Source organism: Acidimicrobiales bacterium (assembly GCA_035536915.1).
Taxonomy (GTDB): Bacteria; Actinomycetota; Acidimicrobiia; order Acidimicrobiales; family JAHWLA01; genus JAHWLA01.
Window position 1 is genome coordinate 1 of sequence record DATLNE010000040.1, and the last position, 18,406, is coordinate 18,406.

Consider the following 18,406-nt stretch of genomic DNA (forward strand, 5'->3'; position numbering starts at 1 on the left):
CCTGCGGGTGGCGCTGTCGGCCCTGACCATGGCCGAGTACTTCCGCGACGTGCAGAACCAGGACGTGCTGTTGTTCATCGACAACATCTTCCGGTTCGTGCAGGCGGGTTCCGAGGTGTCGACCCTGTTGGGCCGCATGCCTTCGGCCGTGGGCTACCAGCCCACCCTGGCCGACGAGATGGGCGAACTGCAGGAGCGCATCACCTCCACCAAGGGCCGGTCGATCACCTCGGTGCAGGCCGTGTTCGTGCCCGCCGACGACTACACCGACCCGGCGCCCTTCACCACCTTCACCCACCTGGACGCCACCACCAACCTGAGCCGTGACGTCTTCGCCAAGGGCATCTTCCCGGCGGTCGACCCGCTGGCGTCGACCTCGCGCATTCTGCAGCCCGACGTGGTGGGCAAGCGCCACTACGACGTGGCCGGCGAGACGATCCGCATCCTCCAGCGTTACCGCGAGCTCCAGGACATCATCGCCATCCTCGGCATCGACGAACTGGCCGAAGAGGACAAGGTCCTGGTGGGCCGGGCCCGCAAGATCGAGAAGTTCCTGGGCCAGCCCATGTACGCCGCCGAAGCCTTCACCGGCATCCCCGGCACCAATGTGCCGGTCGGCGAGACGGTCGAGGCCTTCGAGAAGCTGGCGCAGGGCGAGTTCGACGACCTGCCCGAGCAGGCCTTCGTGGCCGTGGGCGGCGTCGACGACCTCATGGCCAAGGCCAAGAAGCTCCAGGAGCAGTAACCGGGACCGCAGGTCAGCTAAAGGGCGCCAGCGCTTCGGCGCCGAACCCGGCGACCCTGGCGGCAGGAAGGCCGGCGCGATCGCAGTACCAGTTGTGGTAGCGGGCCAGCCACTCGTACTTGACCCTGACACAGGGGTTGTCGCGGTGGTCGAGCAGGCCGCGCTGTATCAGGGCGCTGTGTTCGCCCAGCAGCGGCAGAAGCTCGTCCTTGTCGTCGCCGGAGCAGTAGTTACGGGCGGCATCGAGGTAGTTCACGAAGACGCGCCCCGCGTTGTCGATGACGAGGAAGTCGCTGTGAGGCGTCCACGTCGATCCCTTGCCGTAGGACGGGAGGAGCGACCGTGCCAGGGCGACGACGTCGGGTGAGAGCACCACGCGCGGGGTTGTCGCGTTCCGTTCGAGCTTGACCGCCTCGACGAGGGCAGGCCCGAAGGTCACGTTGCCGTCCATGAAGAACGCTCCGAGGGCGAACCCGCCCCGGGTGGCAAAGCCCGCTCGGGCCAGCTCGAACTGCACTCTCTCTGCCATTGTGACGACGTCGAGGAACTCGTTCTCGCCGTGCCAGGTCGTGATCGGGAAGCCAATCGTCAGACTGTCGGAGAACCAGGCGTGCTCGTAGCCAGGCCCGATCTGGGCATGTTCCCGGGCCGCGGTGAACGCCACGTCGAGCCGGGCGAGCACGTCCGCAGCGTTCGGGCTGTTGCCAGGGCGCTGACGCCGAGCAGGTCGAGGAACAGGACGAGCGAGTCGGCGAAGGCCGGCGCTCCGTCGACAGTCCGAGGGTACGGGCACGCAGCCACCCCGTCATGGTGCCGGCGCCCGGCGCCGCCCAGGTCAGGCCAGGGTGAAGCGGCCGCCGTCGAGGGCGACCTGGCCGGGCGCAGTCTCGGTGCGGAAGAAGGCGCCTCGCCCGTCGTCGTCGATCCAGATCGACGTGGTCAGCGTGTCGCCGGGGAACACCGGCTTGACGAAGCGGGCGTGCATGCTGCGGAAGCGGAAGGGGTTGCCCTCGCACACCGTGTGCAGGAGCGCCCGGCCTGCGAACCCGTAGGTGCACAGCCCGTGGAGGATGGGCCGGTCGAAGCCGGCCAGCTTGGCGAACTCGGGGTCGGAGTGCAGCGGGTTGGGCCCGTCGGCCAAGCGGTAGAGGAGGGCCTGGTCGACCCGAGTGGCTTGCGTGACGACGTGGTCGGCGGGCCGGTCGGGCGCTGTCGGCGCCGGTTGCGACGCGGCACGCGGCACGCCTTCGAGGTGCTCACCCCTGACAAAGGCCACCACCCGGTTCTCGAACAGCAGCTCGCCGGTTTCGGGGTCGCGTCCCTCGTTCTGCCGCACGAGCGTGACGCCGCTGCCCTTGGCGGACAGCTCGGTGATGCGGGCCACGCACACTGCTCGCCCTTCGGGGGCGAGGGGCCGGTGCACGACCAGCCCCTGCTCGGCGTGCAGCACCTTGGTCCAGTCGACTGTGCCGAGCTTGCGGATCATGCCCAGCGGGCCGAAGACGACCGGGAAGGTGGGCAGCACCTTCTGCGCCAGGCCCGTGGAGTTCTCGGTGGTGAACTCCAACTCGAAAAAGGGGTCGACCGCCCCCGCCCCCACGCCGAGGGCGTAGAGCATGCAGTCCTTGGCGGACCAGCGGACCTCGAAGGGGTCCGAGGTGAGCCCGACGGCGTGGGGGTTGAGGGGCACGGTCGAGCCTTAGGAGGCGCGGCGTTCGAGGATGTGCACTCCGCAGCTCGAACCGAGGCCGATGACGTGGGCCAGGCCGACTTTGGCGTCGGGGATCTGGCGGTCTCCGGCTTCGCCGCGCAAGTGGGTGGCCACCTCGAAGATGCCCGCCACACCGGTGGCGCCGATGGGGTGGCCCTTGGAGATGAGCCCGCCCGAGACGTTCACCGGGATGCGGCCGTCACGGGTGGGCGCGCCGGAGTCGATGAAGTCGCCGGCACCACCGGGCTCGCACAGCCGCAGGTTGTCGTAGTGCACGAGCTCGGCCGTGGCGAAGCAGTCGTGCAGCTCCACCAGGTCGAGGTCTTGCGGGTCGACTCCCGCCTTGGCGTATGCCTGGTCGGCGGCCATGCGGGTCAAGGTGTTGATGTCGGGCTGCACGTGGTCGGCCGGGGTGAAGGGGTCGCTGGTGAGCACCGACGCCGAGATCTTCACCGCCCGCCGCTGCTGATCAGGGTCGAGCGTGCGCAGCTTCTTCTCCGACACCAGCACCACGGCCGCGGCGCCGTCACCGGTGGGGCAGCACATGAGCACGGTGTTGGGGTAGCCGATCAGCTCGGCGTTCATCACCTGCTCCAGCGTGAACTCGTCGCGGTACTGGGCGAGCGGGTTCAGCGTGGAGTGCTTGTGGTTCTTGACCGCCACCTTGGCGAACTGCTCGAAGCCGACGCCGTCGTTGTTGGCCGCGTACTCCAGCCCGGCCTTGGCGAACACGCCGGGCATCAGGCCGCTGCCGAGCACTCCCTCGACGCCTTGGACGGCGCCGAACCGGCCCTTGGGCTCGAAGACCCGCTTCTGGTCGGTGCGGGCCTTCTTGCCCGCGTTGAGCAGGCCCTGCTTGCCCATCTTCTCGGCACCGACGGCGAGGCCCATGTCGGCTTCGCCCGCGGCGATCGAGAGGTAGACGGCTCGGACGGCCGTAGCCCCGGTGGCGCAGGCGTTGACGACGTTGAAGACGGGGACGCCGTACTGGCCCAGCTGGTGCTGGACGCGCTGGCCGACCCCCGTGCTCGCCTCCTCCAGGTTGCCTGCGGCGACCACCTGCATGTCGCGCATGCCGACGCCACCGTCGTCGAGGGCGCCGATGGTCGCCTCGCAGGCGAGGTCGACGAGGTCCTTGTCGGCATAGCGGCCGAACTTGGTCATCGAGGCCCCGAGGACCCAGACGGACTCACCCATTGCTCGCTCCTTCTCCAGGCTCGAAGGCGAAGCCGACGGCTTCGGTGCCCTCGTCGTCGGTGCCGGCGACGAATGTCGTCAGGCGCAGCGGCATCTTCAGGCGGATGCCTGCGGGATCGGTGCCCGCGTTGAGGAGGTTGGCCTTGACCGTGCCACCCCCGTCGAGGTCGACCACGGCCGAGACGTAGGGCGTCGGGATGCCCTTGGCCGAACGGTGGATGATCGAGAACGTGCGCAACGTCCCCGTGGTGGCGAGGGCGCGGGGCTGAAAGTCCCGGTTCTCGCAGCCCGCACAGGCGATGCGGGTGTCGAAGTAGACGGCGTTGCACTTGGTGCACTCGTTGGCGACCAGGTGCGGCTCGGGCTCCAGCTCGAGGTAGCGCACGAGCGGCATCCGCTGCGTGGTGGTCGAGGTGGTCACAGCGGCCTCCGCACGTCGATCTTGAGCGGGAGCTCCTTGGCTGCTGCAGCCAGTTCCTCGACGGTCCAGCGGCGTCCGTCGTTCTTCAGCATGTTGGCGATCGTCCAGCTCTGGTACTGGCCGATCTCGTCGCCGAAGACCGAGAAGACCTGCCCGGTGAAGGGGCACTCGGCGGTGGCCAGGTAGGCCACCAACGGCGAGATGTTGGCCGGGTCCCAGGGGTCGAAGGTGTTCGGGTCCTCCGGGGCCTTCATGATCTCCTCGAAGCCCGGGGTGGCCTCGGTGAGCCGGGTGCGGGCTGCGGGGGCGATGGCGTTCGACCGCACGCCAAGCTTCTTCAGCTCCTTGGCGCAGATCTGGGTGAAGGCGGCGATGCCCATCTTGGCCGAGCCGTAGTTGGCCTGGCCCACGTTGGCGTGGAGGCCGGCCGTCGACGACGTGTTGACGACGGCGGCGTTGACCTGCTTGCCGGCCTCGACCTGCGCACGCCAGTACTGGGCGGCGAAGTGGGTCGGGGCGAACGTGCCCTTGAGGTGGACGTTGATGACCGCGTCCCACTCTTCCTCCGACATGTTGGCCATCTTCCGGTCGCGAAGGATGCCTGCGTTGTTGACGAGGACGTGCAGGTCGCCGAAGGCCTCGACGGTGGCGTCGATGAGGCGCTTGGCGCCGTCCCAGTCGGCCACGCTGTCGGCGTTGGCGATGGCTTGGCCGCCGAGGGCCTCGATCTCCTCGACGACCTGTTCGGCCGCCGTCTTGTCGGATCCGGAACCGTCAGGACCGCCGCCCAGGTCGTTGACGACGACCCTGGCGCCCTCCTTGGCGAACAGCAGCGCGTGCTCCCGCCCGAGACCGCGTCCGGCGCCGGTGATGATGGCTACGCGCCCGTCCAATGCGCCCATGTGGGACCTCCGTGTCTGGTTGTCCCATCGAGTAAACCGGAGTTAACTTCGGGTCGTCAAGCCTCGTCTTTGCGCAGTTCGGAGACCAATTCGGAAACCAGGCCTTCGCCGGGCTGGTAGGTCATGTAGAAGTTCACCCGGTGGACAACGCCGGTGAACCGCTCCTTGATCGTGCGGGCCGCCTCGGCGGGCGTCCCGACGGCGGCGAAGGTGCGCAGGACCTCGTCGTCGAGCAAGGTGCCCATCTTCTTCCACTCGCCTTGCTTGGAGAGGGCGTTGAGCTCGGTCTGGAGGTCACCCCACCCGTGCAGTTCGAGCACGCCGCGGTAGGCAGGGGTGGAGGCATAGAAGGCGATCTGTTCCCGGGTGGCGGCCGCCGCTCGCTCCAGTTCCTCGTCGGTGTGGCCCGCCACGACGAACACCGGAAGCGACAGTTGGAAGCCCTCGCTGGTGCGTCCCGCCGCCTTGAAGCCCCGATCGAGGGCCGGAAGCGTCACCTCGCGGAGGTAGCGCTCGGTGGTGAAGGCGTGGACGAGCATGCCGTCGGCCACTTCACCGGCCGTCTCCGTCATCTTCTCGCCGACCGCCGCCAGCAGGACCTTGGGCGGCCCGTAGGGGTTGGGCCCCGGGTTGAAGAACGGCGTCATGAGCGTGTGCCGGTAGAACTCGCCCTCGAATCGCAGCGGCGCTCCCGTCTCCCAGCAGTCCCAAATGGCCCGCATGGCCAGGATGAGCTCGCGCATGCGCGCGGCGGGCTTGCTCCAGGGCATGGAGAACCGCTTCTCGATGTGGCTGCGGATCTGGCTGCCGAGTCCCAGGAGGAACCGCCCCCGCGAGTACGCCTGGAGGTCGTAGCCCAGGTTCGCCAGCGTCATGGGGTTACGGGCGAAGGCGACGGCGATGGCGGTGCCCAACTCGAGGCGCTCGGTGTGCTCGGCGGCCAACACCACCGGCAGGAACGGGTCGTGGCTGGTCTCGGCGGTCCAGCCACCGTCGTAGCCCGCGTCCTCCCGGCGTTTCGCCGCTCGGGGCACGTCGGCCAAGTCGGAAGGGATCCCCCCGTCGATGCGGATGCGTCCGGCGGTCATAGGGACCGATGTTAGTCATGGTTCACTTAATGCGCTCGGCCCACTGCGCGGCGGCGGAGGCGAACAGCCGTACCCGGGTGTCCATGACCGACAAGTCGACCTCAGCCTTGCGGCCCATCACGTCGGCCTTGTACCGGGAGTAGACGCCTTCCGAGATGCAGGCCAGCTTCCACAGCGCGAACGCCTGGTAGTAGGCGAGGTCGTCGACCGGGTGACCGCAACGTTCGACGTACCGGGCCACCAGCTCCTCGCGTTCGGGGAAGCCGTCGAGCACGCTGGCCGACTCCGGCCAAGGGGGCGCGTCGTCGTGCGGGCGCGTCCAGCTCACCAGCAGCATGGCCAGGTCAGCCAGGACGTCGCCCAGCGTGCACAGTTCCCAATCGAGCACGGCCCGGACCACGCCGTCGGGCCCGACGACGCAGTTGTCGAGCCGGTAGTCGCCGTGCACGATCCCGGTGACCGGCTGGTCCGGCAGGTGCTCGATCAGGACCTTGTAGACCCCGTCGATGTCGTCGAGGTCACGGGAGCGAGACTGCTCCCATTGCGTGCGAAAACGCTTGAGTTGGCGGGCCACGTAGTCGTCGCGGGCAGCCAGCGCCCCGAGCCCGACGGCATCGGCATCGAGGGTGTGCAGGTCGGCGAGCACGTCCACCACCGACTCGGCCGCCACCCGGCGGGCACCCGGCGCCAGCGTCTCCCGGCCCACCCGGCGGTTGCGCACGACGAGGCCGTCGACGAACTCCATGACGTAGAAAGGGGCGTCGTTGACCGACAGGTCCTCACAGCAGGCCACCGGCTCAGGCACGGGAACGGGCGTGGGGTGCAGGGCTTGGAGCAGGCGATGTTCCCGGGTGACGTCGTGTGCAGAGGCAACCACTCGCCCCAGTGGTGGGCGGCGCAGCGCCCATCGGCGCCCGCGTGCGTCGGTCACAACGTACGTGAGGTTCGAACGGCCCCCGGCGACGAGCTCGTACTCGAACGGCGGCTCGGCGCCGGGCAGCGACCCAGCGAGCCAGGCGGAAACCGCGGGCTCGGAGATCCCCTTCACCTGTTCTGCCACGTCGAACCTCCCGGTCGCTTTCGCATGTACGTTAGCGAGCGCTAACGTAGCGTCCATGCCCGACGCCAACTACGACGACCTCGCCGAGGAGTTCTTCCGCCGGGTGGCCGGCATCGCCTGGGCGGTTGTCGCCACCGTCGACACCGCAGGGCGGCCGCGCACCCGCGTGCTCCACCCGGTGTGGGAGCCGCCTGGCCCGACAGCCTTTATCGGCACTCGCCCCACGTCGCTCAAGGCCAAGCACCTCGAGCGGACGCCGTTCGTGTCGCTCACCTACTGGACGCCCGAGCAGGCGGTTGCCGCAGCCGAATGTCGCGTGGAATGGGTGGCGGACGACGCCGAGCGTGCCCGCGTGTGGGACCTCATCAAGGCGACGCCTGAGCCCCACGGCTACGACCCCGGCACCCTGTGGTCGGGGCCCGGCGACCCGCAGTTCGGGGTCCTGCGGCTCGACGCCTACCAACTCGAGCTGTCCGGAGGACCCGAGATCGCCACAGGGGTGATCCGTCGCACATGGCGGGACTCGGCGACCGAACGATGAACGTCGCCGGAGAAAGCCGAGGCAGCGTCGTGGTCGTGGCCGAACGACGGGCGCCTCGCTTCCGAGGACACTAGGAGGCACACGTGCAACGACGGCTCGACCTGGGAGAGGCGCGTCACTACATCGACGGCACGTGGTGTGGTGACGGTGAGCGCATCGAGGTCGTCGACCCGGCCACCGAGCAGGTGGTGGGCCAGGTGGTGGCGGGCACCCCGGCCGACGTGGACGCCGCAGTGGCGTCTGCCCGCCGGGCCTTCCCGGCGTGGTCAGGCCGCAGCGTGGCCGAACGAGTCGACGTCGCCGGCCGGTTGGCAAAGGCGGTGGGGGAGCGGGCCGGTGACCTCATGGAGGTCATCTCCACGCAGATGGGCTCACCGCTGTGGGTCTCGGAGCGCGTGCAGGTGGGCCTGCCGATGATGGTGCTCGACGCCTTCCCGCGGACCGCCGCCGACTTCGCCTACGAGGAAGTGCTCGGCAACTCGCTCGTCGTGCGCGAACCGGTGGGGGTGGTCGGCTGCATCACGGCGTGGAACTACCCGTTGTACCTGGCCGTGTGCAAGGTCGTGCCTGCCCTGTTGGCCGGCTGCACGGTGGTACTGAAGCCGAGCGAGATGACGCCGTTCGACGCCTGCATCCTGGCCGAGGCCATGGAGGCGGCGGGGGTGCCGCCGGGGGTCTTCAACGTCGTCCACGGCCGTGGCCCCGAGGTCGGCGAGGCCTTGGCGGCGCATCCCGACGTCGACATGGTGTCGTTCACCGGCTCGACGGCGGCGGGTCGTCGGGTGGCGGCCACGGCGGCAGGCACGGTCAAGCGCGTCGCCTTGGAGCTCGGCGGCAAGTCGGCCACGGTCGTGCTCGACGACGCCGACGTCGCCAAGGCGGTCGCCACGGGCACCGCCATGTGCTTCCTCAACAGCGGCCAGACGTGCACGGCGCTCAGCCGCCTGCTGGTGCCCCGGGCCCGCCTCGGCGAGGCCGAGCAAATCGCCGCCGCGGTCGCGGCCAAGCACACCGTCGGCGACCCGTTCGACGCCGGCACCCGGGTCGGCCCGGTGGCGTCGGCCCGCCAGCGAGCCACCGTGCGCGGCTACATCGACGGCGCGGTGGCCGAGGGGGCACGGCTGGTGACCGGGGGCGGCGGGCCGCCGGCCGACCTGGCGTCGGGCTACTACGTGGCGCCCACCGTGTTCTCGTCGGTCGACCGGACGATGACCGTCGCCCGCGAGGAGGTCTTCGGGCCGGTGCTGGCGATCCTGCCGTACGAGGACGACGACGACGCCGTGGCCATCGCCAACGACACGATCTACGGGTTGTCGTCCGCGGTGTGGTCAGCCGACGAGGAGCGGGCCATGGCCGTGGCCCGCCGCCTGCGCGCCGGGCAGGTCGAGGTCAACGGCGGCCCGTACAACCCCTACGCCCCCTTCGGCGGCTACCGGCAGTCGGGCACAGGCCGTGAGCTGGGCGCCCACGGCCTGGCCGAGTTCCTCGAGGTGAAGTCGATCCAGCGTCAGCCGTAGGCGGGCCGGAAGGGCCCGACGTGGCGCCAGCACCGGCAGTCGCGGCGCCACGTGGCCGGGCTCAGCGAGTCACCGCCGGTGAGCTTGCCGGGCCGGTCGAAGCGTGCGTAGTTCACCACGGAGGGGCGCATCTCGCCTGACGTGCCGATGGCCTCACCCAACGAGCGGCGGGTGGGGTTGGGGCCGGCTTTGCCAGCGGCCAGCAGGAACTGCTCCAAGTGGTCGCACAACGTCAAGGCCTCGAGGTCCCGTCCGTAGTCGGTGATCGGAGGCAGGTTGTGCGGCGCCTTGGTGATGACGTCGTTGCATCGCTTGCCTGCCGCCACCGCCTTCGGGTCGCCGTGGTGGATGGTGGTGTACGCCATCACGCCGTCGAACTGGTCGGGGTTGTAATCACGCGAGCCCGAGTCCAAGGTGACGCCGAGCAGGTCGGACAGGAAGTACTTCGGCTTGTAGCCCTGGGGCTGCGCGGAGTTGAGGAACGAGTTGATGGCGACCGTGGTCACCGCCGGGAGCACGTGGGTCACGCCGTCGCCCGCAAACTGGAGCTGGGCCACGGGCCCGGCGCGCTGCTGGCTCTGAAGGTCGCAGTCCATGGAGTACTCGCTCCACGACGTGACGCCCGCCTGCCGGAGGTAGGCCTTCAGCCCGTTCGGCGTGTTGATGATCGAGTCCCGGCAGTTCATCCACAGGATGCCGAGCTTCTTGAAGCCCTTGGCCGGGTCGAAGAACCCTGTCTCCTGGGCCGAACGCACGTAGTCGAGCATCTTGCGGTTGTCGTCCTTCATGGTGCCGGTCTGGTACGGCGCCGCCTCTCGGATCTCCTCGGCGGTGCCGACCTGGCCGGTGAACAGCAACGTCTGCTTCTGCTTGGTGAGGCATGCACGCGTCGTGGCGTTGGCGAAGGCGCCCACGTCGAGCACGGCGAAGACCTTCTCCTCGTCGGCGAACTGCGTGCACTTCCGGTTCTGGTCGTCGAGGCTGAGGATGTCGACCTCGCGCTTCACAGGGACGATGCGCCTCCCGTGTACGCCGCCGCGGGCGTTGGCGTCGGCCACCAGCGCGTCGATGACCTTGTCGGTGTCGTCGCGCAGGTTGGCCACGATGCCCGCCTCGGCCACGCCGGCCAGGTTGATGATCACGAACCCGATCTTGACTGTGTCGGCGGTGACGCCACGGTCGCTGGCCCGCAGTGTCACCGGTCCACCACCGCCTCCGCCCCCTCCTCCGGTGCCGCCGGTCGCGCTGCCCGATCGACTCGTGCCGCGGGTGCCACCGGTCGCGGTGGTCCCCGCAGCACCGTCGGCGCCGCCCGGCGCGCCGCCGGCGACGCCGTCGGGCCCTGCAGGGCCGCCACCTTCGCCTGCCGTCTCCTCGAAGGTGCCGCCCGCCTCCGACCCCACGTGCACGCCGTCGTTGCTGCGGCCCGACAGCGCGGGCACCACGGCGACGACGACCAACGCCATGGCCATGGCCAACGCGGAGACGGCGAGCCGTCGTTCGATCAGCGACGCCTCGCGCCACCACAGCCGTGTCTGCAACCCAAAGGGGATCATCGGACCTCCGTGCGATCAGGTGGTTCCACTGGCAACCGCAGCCCGCCGACGGCGCGAGGCGCGAGGTGTCGTGGGCCCGGAGCGGGCAATGGCTGCCTCGGTGGTCCCGAGGTAGCCGGCTATGACGATCGGGTTGTGACGGATCTCGTGCGGCGTGCCCTCGGCGGCCAGCCGTCCCGCCTCCAGGTAGTAGAGCCGGTCGGCAATCCGCAGCATCAACGGCATGTCGTGCTCGACGATGACCACGGCGCAACCGAGCTCGTCGGCGATGCGGCGGATCAGGGGCGCAAAGGCCTCGGCATCGCGCTGGGCCACCCCGGCGGTGGGCTCGTCGAGCAGCAGCACCCGGGGTTCGGCGGCCACCTGGGTGACGAGGTCGCAGATGCGTCGCGTGCCCGTCGAGAGGTCGCCCACGGCGGTGTCGGCCCAGGTGGCCAGGCCGAAGCCGGCGACCAGTTCGTCGGCTCGCCGCCGGGTCTGCCGTTCGGTGAAGCGCGACCACGGCGCCCCGAAAAAGCCTGCGAGCAGCCCGACGCGGCGGCGGCGGGCCAAGGCCACCTGGATGGTCTCCCGAACGGTGAGGCCGGGGAACAGGCGAGCGTCCTGGAAGCTGCGGCCGATGCCGAGGTGCGCACGAGCGTCAGGTGGCAGGTGCGCCACCTCGCTGCCGTCGAGCAGCACGCTCCCGCTCGACGGCGTCAGCCGGCCCGACACCACGTTGAGCAGGGTGGTCTTGCCTGCACCGTTGGCCCCGATGAGCCCGACGATCTCGCCCGGGCGCACCCGCAACGAGACCCCTTGCAGGGCGCGCACCCCACCGAAGGAGAGGTGCACGTCGTCCACTTCGAGGACGGCGTCGCTCGGCTCCGGGCGAGGTGCTGCGGCCCGGTCGGCGGCCACCCGGTCGAGCAGTCGTTGCCACGACTGCCGGGTCACGGCCGCCAGGCCGCCCGGGTTCGTGAGCTGCATGACGATCAACCCGGAGCCACCGAGGAGGAGCTGCATCTGCACGGTGCTCGGGAGCACGCCGTGCATGAAGTCGTGCGTGAGCTCGGGGATGCCGTAGAGCGCGACGGCACCGAGGAAGGCCCCCGCCACCGAGCTGATGCCGCCCACGACCGCCAGCGACAGCATGACGAAGGACTGTTGGGGGTCGAACACCGTCACCGAGACGTTGCGGACGGTGGCGAGCCACAGGGCGCCGGCGACCGCGGCGAGGGCGGCGGCGAGCATGAACACCGACAACCGGACGGCGCCCGGCGACGTTCCGAGGGCGGCCGCAGCCGGGGCGTTGTCGCGAACGGCCACCACCAGCCTGCCGGGCGACGAGCGGCGCAAGGCGGCCAGCCCGAAGGCGGCCAGCGCGACCACCACGAAGGTGGCGTAGTAGGTCGACCGCGCGGTGTCGAGGTCGCCGATGCCAGGCATGTGCAGGGCGCCTGCCGTCACCACTTCGCCGCCGGCCAGCCATGGCTGGCGAAACAGCCAGGCGGGGCCCACGACGGCCAACCCCAGGGTCGTCACCGCCAGCCCCAGCCCCGCCACGCGCATGGCGGGGATGCCGATGATCGCACCGGCGGCCGCCCCCGCCAGTGCCGTCAGGGCCAACACGGCTGGCAGCCCCACCTCGGCCTCCTGCAGCCGGGCGGCCACCAGCGCCCCGAGGCCGAGGAAGGCGAACTGGCCCAGGCTGACCTGGCCGCCCCAGCCCGCGAGCAGTGTCAACGACAAGGCGACGAGGGCGAAGCACAGCGTCAGCGTCAACACCTGTGTGGCGCTCGGCGTGCGCAGCCGGGGCAGGTACGGAGCGAGCACGCCCAGGAACAGCCCGATGCCCACAGCGAGGACCCGCACCCGAGTGACCAGTGCCCCGGCCAGGATCGGGGGTGGTGCGATGGGCTTGTCGTGGGGATCGAGCACGCCTTCGGTGGCGGTGCCCGACTCGCTCCCGTCGCGGTAGCGCACGAGCAAGCTGACCAGGATCACCAGGAACATGACGGCCGTGGCGGTGTGGTCGCTGTGGGTCACGAACACGACGAGGCTCTCGAGCACGCCGAGGGCGACGCCGGCGGCGAAGGCCACGGGCATGTTGGTGAACCGGGCCACTGCGGCTGCGCCCAGCACCCGCAACAGCAGCGACGGCCCCAGTGCCTGGGTGTCGAAGACCGCCTGGCCAGGAGCGGTGAGCACGGCGCTGACGGCGGCCAGCACCCCGGCCACCACCCAGGTGATCGACGACACCCGGGAGACCGACACGCCGGCCAGGGCGGCGGCGTCGCGGTTGCACGCGGCGGCTCGGATGGCTTTGCCGAGCAGCGTCCAGCGGAACAACGCGCTCAAGCCTGCCGCCACCGCGGGGACGAGCACGAGCACGACGACGTGCTGGCCTCGCAGGGTCAGCGCCCCTACCGGGATGCTCGTCTCGAAGGGCACCGGGTAGCCCTCGGCGTTCAGCCGCAGGCGGCTGGGGCCCAGCCACGTGAAGTAGGTGAAGGCCAGCAGCACCTGCGACAGCCCGATGGAGGCGATGAGCAACGTCGCCCGCGAGCGGTCGGCCAACGGCCGCACGACGAGGCGTTCGGAGACGTAGCCGATGAGGCCGCCGACGGCGAGGGCCACCACGAAGGCGGGCAACCACGGGAGCCCGAGGTCGAGCACCAACTTGGCCAGGAGCAGGGCGGGAACAACGCCTAACTGGGCATGGGCCAGGTTGAGGAAGCGCCCTGCCTTGTAGACCAGGACGAAGCCCAGCGCGAGCACGGCGATGACGAGCCCGTTGACGACGCCGAGGACGAAGAAGCCGATCACGGGGCGGTCTCCCCGCCGAAGAACACGGCGCGGGCGATGTCGGACCGTTCGAGCAGGTCGACGGTGCGGCCCTCGAACCGAACGGCGCCCTTCTCCATGAACACGGCTCGCTCGCACAACCCGGCCGCCACGTTGAGGCTCTGCTCCACGAGCACCACGGTGGTGCCGGTGGCGTTCACTGCGCGGACGCGGTCCAGCAGCGCTTCCACCACCACCGGGGCGAGCCCCAGCGACAGCTCGTCGATGAGCAGGGCGCGGGGGCTGAGCAGCATGGCCTTGGCCAAAGCGAGCTGCTGCTGTTCGCCGCCGGACAGCGAGCCCGCTCGTTGGCCGAGCCGAGCCTTCAGTGCGGGAAAGAGGTCGAGCACGGCCTCGCTTCGTTCCTGCACCAGCTGCCGGTTCCGCCGCAAGGTCCATGCCCCCACGTGGAGGTTCTCGGCCACCGTGAGGTCGGCGAAGACAGCCTTGCCGCCTTGCAACAGGACGACGCCGCGACCGACCAAATCGACGGGGTCGGCCCTGGTCACGTCGGCGCCGTCGAGCTCGACCCGGCCTGCACTGGGCCGCGAGAGCCCGGAGACGACACGCAGCAAGGTCGACTTGCCGGCGCCGTTGGTCCCGAGCAGGGCCACCATCTCACCGGGAGCGACATCGAGAGAGACGTCGTGGAGCACTTGGACGGAGCCATAGCTGAAGTCGATGCCGGTGACCCGAAGCCGTGCACCGAGGGGCACAGCGGGATCCGGCGTCTGCGGCTTCAGATGTGCTGCGGGAGCACTCTGCACGAATCGGACGTTAACATTGGTTATCCACTAGGGGAAGGCCTTCTCGCAAAGGATTGGCCTCTTGCCTCAGAGATGTTGCATTTGACGTTAGTAACCGTTTACATAGTGCGAAGCACGTCGAGCCCTTCCGGGAGGTCAGCAGATGGCGGACACGTCGTACATCGGGCACACGGGGAAGCCGTTCCCTGTCGTGGTCGAGCGAGGCAAGATCCACGAGTTCGCAAAGGCGACGAAGTCGAAGAACCCTGCGTACTTCACCGAGCAGCCGGTCGTGCCGGCCACCTATCTGACACTGGCGACGAACTTCTGGGAGGGCCTCGCCGGCGGCGGCGTCGACGTCGGCCTGAACTGGGCACGCGTGCTCCACGGCGAGCAGGAGTTCGTGTACCACGGCGCCCTGCCCAAGGCGGGCGACACGCTCACCGGCACCACCAAGGTGGAGAACATCTTCACAAAGTCGGGCAACCGCGGCGGCGACCTCACCTTCGTGGTGACCGCCACCGAGCTGCGCAACGACGCGGGCGAGCTCGTGGCCGAGGTGCGCACGACCTTGATCGAAACCGGCAAGGCCGCAGGAGGGAGCAACTGATGACCACCGTCGGGACCACGGCCGAGGCTCGCTCGTACGGGCCCATCACGCGCACCGACATCGTGCGTTACCAGGGGGCGTCCCTGGACTTGAACCCCATCCACCACGACGACGAGTTCGCCGCCAAGGGCGGCTACAAGTCGGTGTTCGGCGTGGGCATGCTCCAGGCGGGCCTGCTGGGCACGTACGTGACCGACTGGTTCGGCGCCGAGAACGTGCGTCGCTTCAAGGTCCGCTTCAAGGAGCAGGTGTGGCCCGGCGACCTGCTCGAGTGCACGGGCAAGGTAGTCGCTGTCGACGAGGTCGACGGAGAGAAGCGAGCCACGGTGGAGCTGGCTTGCACCCGTCAGGGCGGCGGCGTCGCCGTTGCCGCCGAAGCAATCGTCGTCCTCTAGCAAGGAGCGCACCGTGCCCGACGCAGTCATCGTCGCCGCTGCTCGTACGCCGATCGGCCGCGCCCTCAAGGGGTCGTTGGTCGACGTCCATGCGGGAGACCTCGGCGCCATCGCCATCCGTGGCGTGCTCGACCAGGTGCCGGCGGTCGACCCCGCGACCATTGACGACGTCGTCGTCGGTGCCGCCAACCTCGTTGCCGACCAGAACTGGCTGTTCGCCCGCATCGTGACCGCCCTCGCCGGGTTGCCCGACACCGTGCCCGGCATCAACGTGAGCCGGGGGTGCGCGTCGTCGCTGGAGGCGATCCGCATCGCCGCCGAAGCGGTCAAAGCGGGGTCGGGCGACACCTACCTCGCGGTCGGCGTGGAGCAGTGCAGCCACACCAACGGAAAAGGCATCGAGATGGCCGATCTCCATCCGCGCCTGTTCGACAAGACGCGGGACGACTTCCTGTGCGACATGTACCTCCCCATGGGCATCACTGCCGAGAAGGTGGCAAAGCGCTTCGGCGTGACCCGGGAGCGCATGGACGAGTTCGCCAAGCTGAGCCACGACCGCGCTGTCGCCGCCCAACAGGCCGGGTTCTTCGACCGCGAGATCGTGCCGGTTCCGTTGCCCGACGGGACGCTGTTCACCAAGGACGAGTGCCCCCGCCCGAACGCCAGCGTGGAGTCGCTCGCCGCCTTGTCGCCGTCGTTCAAGAAGGACGGCGTCGTCACCGCAGGCAACTCGTGCCCGCTCAACGACGGCGGCGCCGCGGTCATGGTGATGAGCGAGGAGCGGGCCCATGAGCTCGGCCTCCAGCCGCTCGTCCGCATCAGGTCGTGGGCCACAACGGGCCTGGCGCCCGAGATCATGGGCGTGGGACCGATCGAGGCCGTGCGCAAGGCACTCGAGCAGGCCAAGATGACGCTCGACGACGTCGACGTGGTCGAGCTGAACGAGGCGTTCGCCTCCCAGGTGCTGGCCGTGTGCGACGAGCTCGGTATCGACATCGACGAGCAGCTCAACCCGCACGGCGGTGCCATTGCCCTTGGCCACCCCTTCGGCATGACCGGTGCTCGGATCATGACCACCCTCATCAACGATCTCCAGACGCTCGACAAGGAGATCGGCGTGGAGACCATGTGCGTGGGCACGGGCATGGGTGTGGCCATGGTCGTCGAGCGGATGTCGTGAAGGACTAGCTCCGCGTGCCCGGTACCCACGACGCCAGACGACTGCTGCGATGAAGGTGATGCCGTTGCCGGAGCCGGTCGATTCGCGCAGCCTGTTCGACGTCTCGGGCAAGACCGTGCTGGTGACCGGCGGGTCACGTGGCATCGGCCGCATGATCGCCCACGGGTTCGTGGCGGCAGGCGCCCGGGTGTACATCTCGGCGCGGAGCGAAGAGGAGCTGGCGAGCGCCCAGGCGGAGCTGGCTGCCCACGGCGAGTGCCACGCCCTGCGGGCCGACCTGTCGAGCGAGGCGGGCGCGCGTGCGCTGGTCGAAGGGCTGGCCGAGCGGGAGCCGGCGTTGCACGTGCTGGTCAACAACGCAGGTGCCAACTGGGGGGCGCCGTTGGAGTCCCATGACGACGCGGCCCTCGAGCGGGTGCTCGCACTCAACGTAAAGGGCACGTTCCACGTGACGCGCTTCGCGGTGCCCCTGCTGAAGGCGGCGGCTACGCCGGAGGACCCCGCCCGCATCATCACAGTGGGGTCGGTGGCCGGGATGATCGTGCCCGACTCCGGGGTGTACGGCTACGCGGCGAGCAAGGCGGCGGTGCACAGCTTGAGCCGCCACCTGGCCCGAGAGCTGACGCCCGACCACATCACCGTGAACGTGCTCGCCCCCGGCAGCTTCCCGAGCAAGATGACGCAGTTCATCTTCGAGGCGCCCAAGGGGGAGGAGTTTCTGATCCGCCGCATTCCGGCCGGCCGCACGGGGCGTACGGCCGACATCGCCGGGCCCGCGCTGTTCCTCGCCTCGCGGGCGGCGGCGTACGTGAGCGGCGCGGTGCTCACCGTCGACGGAGGGTGGTCGCTCCTTGGCTGAGCATCTCGAACGCACCTGTGCACTTCTGCCCGGCCCGCTTCCGTTGGAGGCCTACGACCGGGCCCACTCGCCGCGGCCCGAGGTGGCGTACGCGGCGATGCTCACGATCGTGTACCTGCGCGACGACGAGGGTGAGCAGTACCGAGTGGAGCGCGTCTTCGACGAGGGCGAGCGCGACACGACCAGCGTGACCGCGGTCCGTTTCGGCCCCCCCGACCTGGCCGGCGCCCGGCCTGTGCTGTGGCCCGACGGACCCAGGGGCAAGGTGGCCGTCGCCTTCGAGCAGGACGCCGGCGCGGTGCGCTGGCGCAACGACGACGTGACCTTCACCATTGGGACCGGGCCGGTCACCTGGCGCGACGGCGGTGGTGCCATGGCGCTCACCCTCGACCGGCTGGCGGATCGCGGCTATTCGATCTGGCTGCCCGAGCAGCACGGGCTCCCGTGCCAGTACCACCGTGCCGAGATGTTCCGGGCCGAGGGCGTGCTCGACGGCCGGCCGGTGTCGGGTTGGGGCTACGTCGACTACGCCTACGGCGCCCCTGGCCGGTCGTTCGTGGAGCTGCCCATGGTCATGCACCTCAACAAGCTGTGGGCGACGTGGCTCGGGACGTTTCCCGACGGTTCCTCGACGGTGGGCGTACTTCGTTGGGGGCGGTCGCAATGGGACTGGTCGATGGCCTACGTCGTCCGCGACGGTGTGGCCGCCGTGCACGACCCGGTCTCGGTGTCGATTTCCTATGGCGACGACGGCGTCGTTCGCGGGGGGGAACTCCTGGCCGGGCCCGAGCGGGTGTCCTTCGAGCAGCGTTGGCGCCTCCGGTTGCCGTTCACAACCCTCGGCTCGGTGGCAGGCAGCACGTCGGGCACATGCGAGCTCGAGTGGATGCCCGACAACGCTCCGGCGTTGTTCGCCGCGGTCCAATCGGGGGCCCTGACTCGGGAGCACGTCGCCTCCCTGCGCATCGACGGCGAGCGAGTGGTCGTGCTCGGCCTGCTCGACTGACGACGGCTCGCCGCCCGGGACAAGCGAGGCGTGAAACCACAGCAGC

At 69.7% G+C, this 18,406-nt stretch carries 18 protein-coding genes; 8 read left to right on the forward strand and 10 right to left on the reverse strand.

All coding sequences use genetic code 11. The features are described from left to right. Positions 1 to 745 (forward strand): F0F1 ATP synthase subunit beta (locus VM938_10810; protein HVF75528.1); only part of this gene is annotated, 745 nt, incomplete at its 5' end. A 13-nt stretch (positions 746 to 758) separates the two neighbouring features. On the opposite strand, the gene VM938_10815 is transcribed toward VM938_10810, so the two are convergent. The 7 genes from VM938_10815 to VM938_10845 all read right to left on the reverse strand — a co-directional run bounded on the left by VM938_10815 (position 759) and on the right by VM938_10845 (position 7,124). Next, positions 759 to 1,427 (reverse strand): hypothetical protein, encoded by a 669-nt coding sequence (locus VM938_10815; protein HVF75529.1) that lies wholly within the window; start codon positions 1,425 to 1,427, stop codon positions 759 to 761. A 153-nt stretch (positions 1,428 to 1,580) separates the two neighbouring features. Next, positions 1,581 to 2,435: a MaoC/PaaZ C-terminal domain-containing protein gene (locus tag VM938_10820; GenBank protein ID HVF75530.1), complete on the reverse strand. Its 855-nt coding sequence runs from the start codon at positions 2,433 to 2,435 to the stop codon at positions 1,581 to 1,583. Between the two features lie 9 nt (positions 2,436 to 2,444). Continuing rightward, a complete protein-coding gene (locus VM938_10825; protein HVF75531.1) occupies positions 2,445 to 3,653 on the reverse strand; it encodes a thiolase family protein in 1,209 nt (402 codons plus the stop codon). Beyond that, positions 3,646 to 4,074: an OB-fold domain-containing protein gene (locus tag VM938_10830; protein HVF75532.1), complete on the reverse strand. Its 429-nt coding sequence runs from the start codon at positions 4,072 to 4,074 to the stop codon at positions 3,646 to 3,648. The genes VM938_10825 and VM938_10830 overlap by 8 nt, the downstream gene beginning before the upstream one ends. After that, on the reverse strand, positions 4,071 to 4,976 hold the full coding sequence (locus VM938_10835; protein HVF75533.1) for an SDR family oxidoreductase: 906 nt from the start codon (positions 4,974 to 4,976) through the stop codon (positions 4,071 to 4,073). Before VM938_10835 ends, VM938_10830 begins: the two co-directional genes overlap by 4 nt. Before the next feature lie 56 nt (positions 4,977 to 5,032). Beyond that, positions 5,033 to 6,064, reverse strand: a complete 1,032-nt coding sequence (locus VM938_10840; protein HVF75534.1) for an LLM class F420-dependent oxidoreductase — start codon at positions 6,062 to 6,064, stop codon at positions 5,033 to 5,035. A gap of 22 nt (positions 6,065 to 6,086) precedes the next feature. Beyond that, positions 6,087 to 7,124, reverse strand: a complete 1,038-nt coding sequence (locus VM938_10845; GenBank protein ID HVF75535.1) for a phosphotransferase family protein — start codon at positions 7,122 to 7,124, stop codon at positions 6,087 to 6,089. 55 nt (positions 7,125 to 7,179) lie between these two features. Here VM938_10845 and VM938_10850 point away from each other — a divergent pair, with 55 nt between their 5' ends. Together VM938_10850 and VM938_10855 are read left to right on the forward strand one after the other, a co-directional pair. After that, positions 7,180 to 7,665 (forward strand): pyridoxamine 5'-phosphate oxidase family protein, encoded by a 486-nt coding sequence (locus VM938_10850; GenBank protein HVF75536.1) that lies wholly within the window; start codon positions 7,180 to 7,182, stop codon positions 7,663 to 7,665. Between the two features lie 83 nt (positions 7,666 to 7,748). Then, positions 7,749 to 9,182: an aldehyde dehydrogenase family protein gene (locus tag VM938_10855; protein HVF75537.1), complete on the forward strand. Its 1,434-nt coding sequence runs from the start codon at positions 7,749 to 7,751 to the stop codon at positions 9,180 to 9,182. On the opposite strand, the gene VM938_10860 is transcribed toward VM938_10855, so the two are convergent. Genes VM938_10860 through VM938_10870 form a run of 3 tightly spaced genes read right to left on the reverse strand, consistent with a single transcriptional unit; the run spans position 9,173 to position 14,280 of the window. Next, complete coding sequence (locus VM938_10860) at positions 9,173 to 10,738, reverse strand: ABC transporter substrate-binding protein (GenBank protein HVF75538.1); 1,566 nt, start codon at positions 10,736 to 10,738, stop codon at positions 9,173 to 9,175. The genes VM938_10855 and VM938_10860 overlap by 10 nt on opposite strands. Before the next feature lie 15 nt (positions 10,739 to 10,753). Next, positions 10,754 to 13,546 (reverse strand): branched-chain amino acid ABC transporter permease/ATP-binding protein, encoded by a 2,793-nt coding sequence (locus VM938_10865; GenBank protein HVF75539.1) that lies wholly within the window; start codon positions 13,544 to 13,546, stop codon positions 10,754 to 10,756. After that, positions 13,543 to 14,280 (reverse strand): ABC transporter ATP-binding protein, encoded by a 738-nt coding sequence (locus VM938_10870; GenBank protein HVF75540.1) that lies wholly within the window; start codon positions 14,278 to 14,280, stop codon positions 13,543 to 13,545. Before VM938_10870 ends, VM938_10865 begins: the two co-directional genes overlap by 4 nt. Before the next feature lie 193 nt (positions 14,281 to 14,473). Here VM938_10870 and VM938_10875 point away from each other — a divergent pair, with 193 nt between their 5' ends. From VM938_10875 to VM938_10895, 5 genes are read left to right on the forward strand one after another with little or no spacing between them, the layout of a single operon-like run. Beyond that, complete coding sequence (locus VM938_10875) at positions 14,474 to 14,920, forward strand: MaoC family dehydratase N-terminal domain-containing protein (protein ID HVF75541.1); 447 nt, start codon at positions 14,474 to 14,476, stop codon at positions 14,918 to 14,920. Then, positions 14,920 to 15,315, forward strand: coding sequence for a MaoC/PaaZ C-terminal domain-containing protein (locus VM938_10880; protein ID HVF75542.1), 396 nt, complete (start codon positions 14,920 to 14,922; stop codon positions 15,313 to 15,315). The genes VM938_10875 and VM938_10880 overlap by 1 nt, the downstream gene beginning before the upstream one ends. Before the next feature lie 13 nt (positions 15,316 to 15,328). Further along, positions 15,329 to 16,495 (forward strand): acetyl-CoA C-acyltransferase, encoded by a 1,167-nt coding sequence (locus tag VM938_10885; GenBank protein ID HVF75543.1) that lies wholly within the window; start codon positions 15,329 to 15,331, stop codon positions 16,493 to 16,495. Positions 16,496 to 16,553: 58 nt separating this feature from the next. Beyond that, positions 16,554 to 17,354 carry an SDR family oxidoreductase gene (locus tag VM938_10890; GenBank protein ID HVF75544.1) on the forward strand — a complete coding sequence of 267 codons (801 nt, stop codon included), beginning with the start codon at positions 16,554 to 16,556 and terminating at the stop codon, positions 17,352 to 17,354. Continuing rightward, entirely contained in the window at positions 17,347 to 18,360 is a 1,014-nt protein-coding gene (locus tag VM938_10895) for a hypothetical protein (GenBank protein ID HVF75545.1), read from the forward strand. The genes VM938_10890 and VM938_10895 overlap by 8 nt, the downstream gene beginning before the upstream one ends. Positions 18,361 to 18,406 lie beyond the last annotated feature (46 nt).

Excerpts from the sequence above, each read along its gene's own strand:
- VM938_10825 (HVF75531.1), bottom strand. The coding sequence starts at position 3,653 with ATGGGTGAGTCCGTCTGGGTCCTCGGGGCCTCGATGACCAAGTTCGGC.
- VM938_10835 (HVF75533.1), bottom strand. The coding sequence starts at position 4,976 with ATGGGCGCATTGGACGGGCGCGTAGCCATCATCACCGGCGCCGGACGC.
- VM938_10840 (HVF75534.1), bottom strand. The coding sequence starts at position 6,064 with ATGACCGCCGGACGCATCCGCATCGACGGGGGGATCCCTTCCGACTTG.
- VM938_10850 (HVF75536.1), top strand. The coding sequence starts at position 7,180 with ATGCCCGACGCCAACTACGACGACCTCGCCGAGGAGTTCTTCCGCCGG.
- VM938_10860 (HVF75538.1), bottom strand. The coding sequence starts at position 10,738 with ATGATCCCCTTTGGGTTGCAGACACGGCTGTGGTGGCGCGAGGCGTCG.
- VM938_10875 (HVF75541.1), top strand. The coding sequence starts at position 14,474 with ATGGCGGACACGTCGTACATCGGGCACACGGGGAAGCCGTTCCCTGTC.
- VM938_10880 (HVF75542.1), top strand. The coding sequence starts at position 14,920 with ATGACCACCGTCGGGACCACGGCCGAGGCTCGCTCGTACGGGCCCATC.
- VM938_10890 (HVF75544.1), top strand. The coding sequence starts at position 16,554 with ATGCCGTTGCCGGAGCCGGTCGATTCGCGCAGCCTGTTCGACGTCTCG.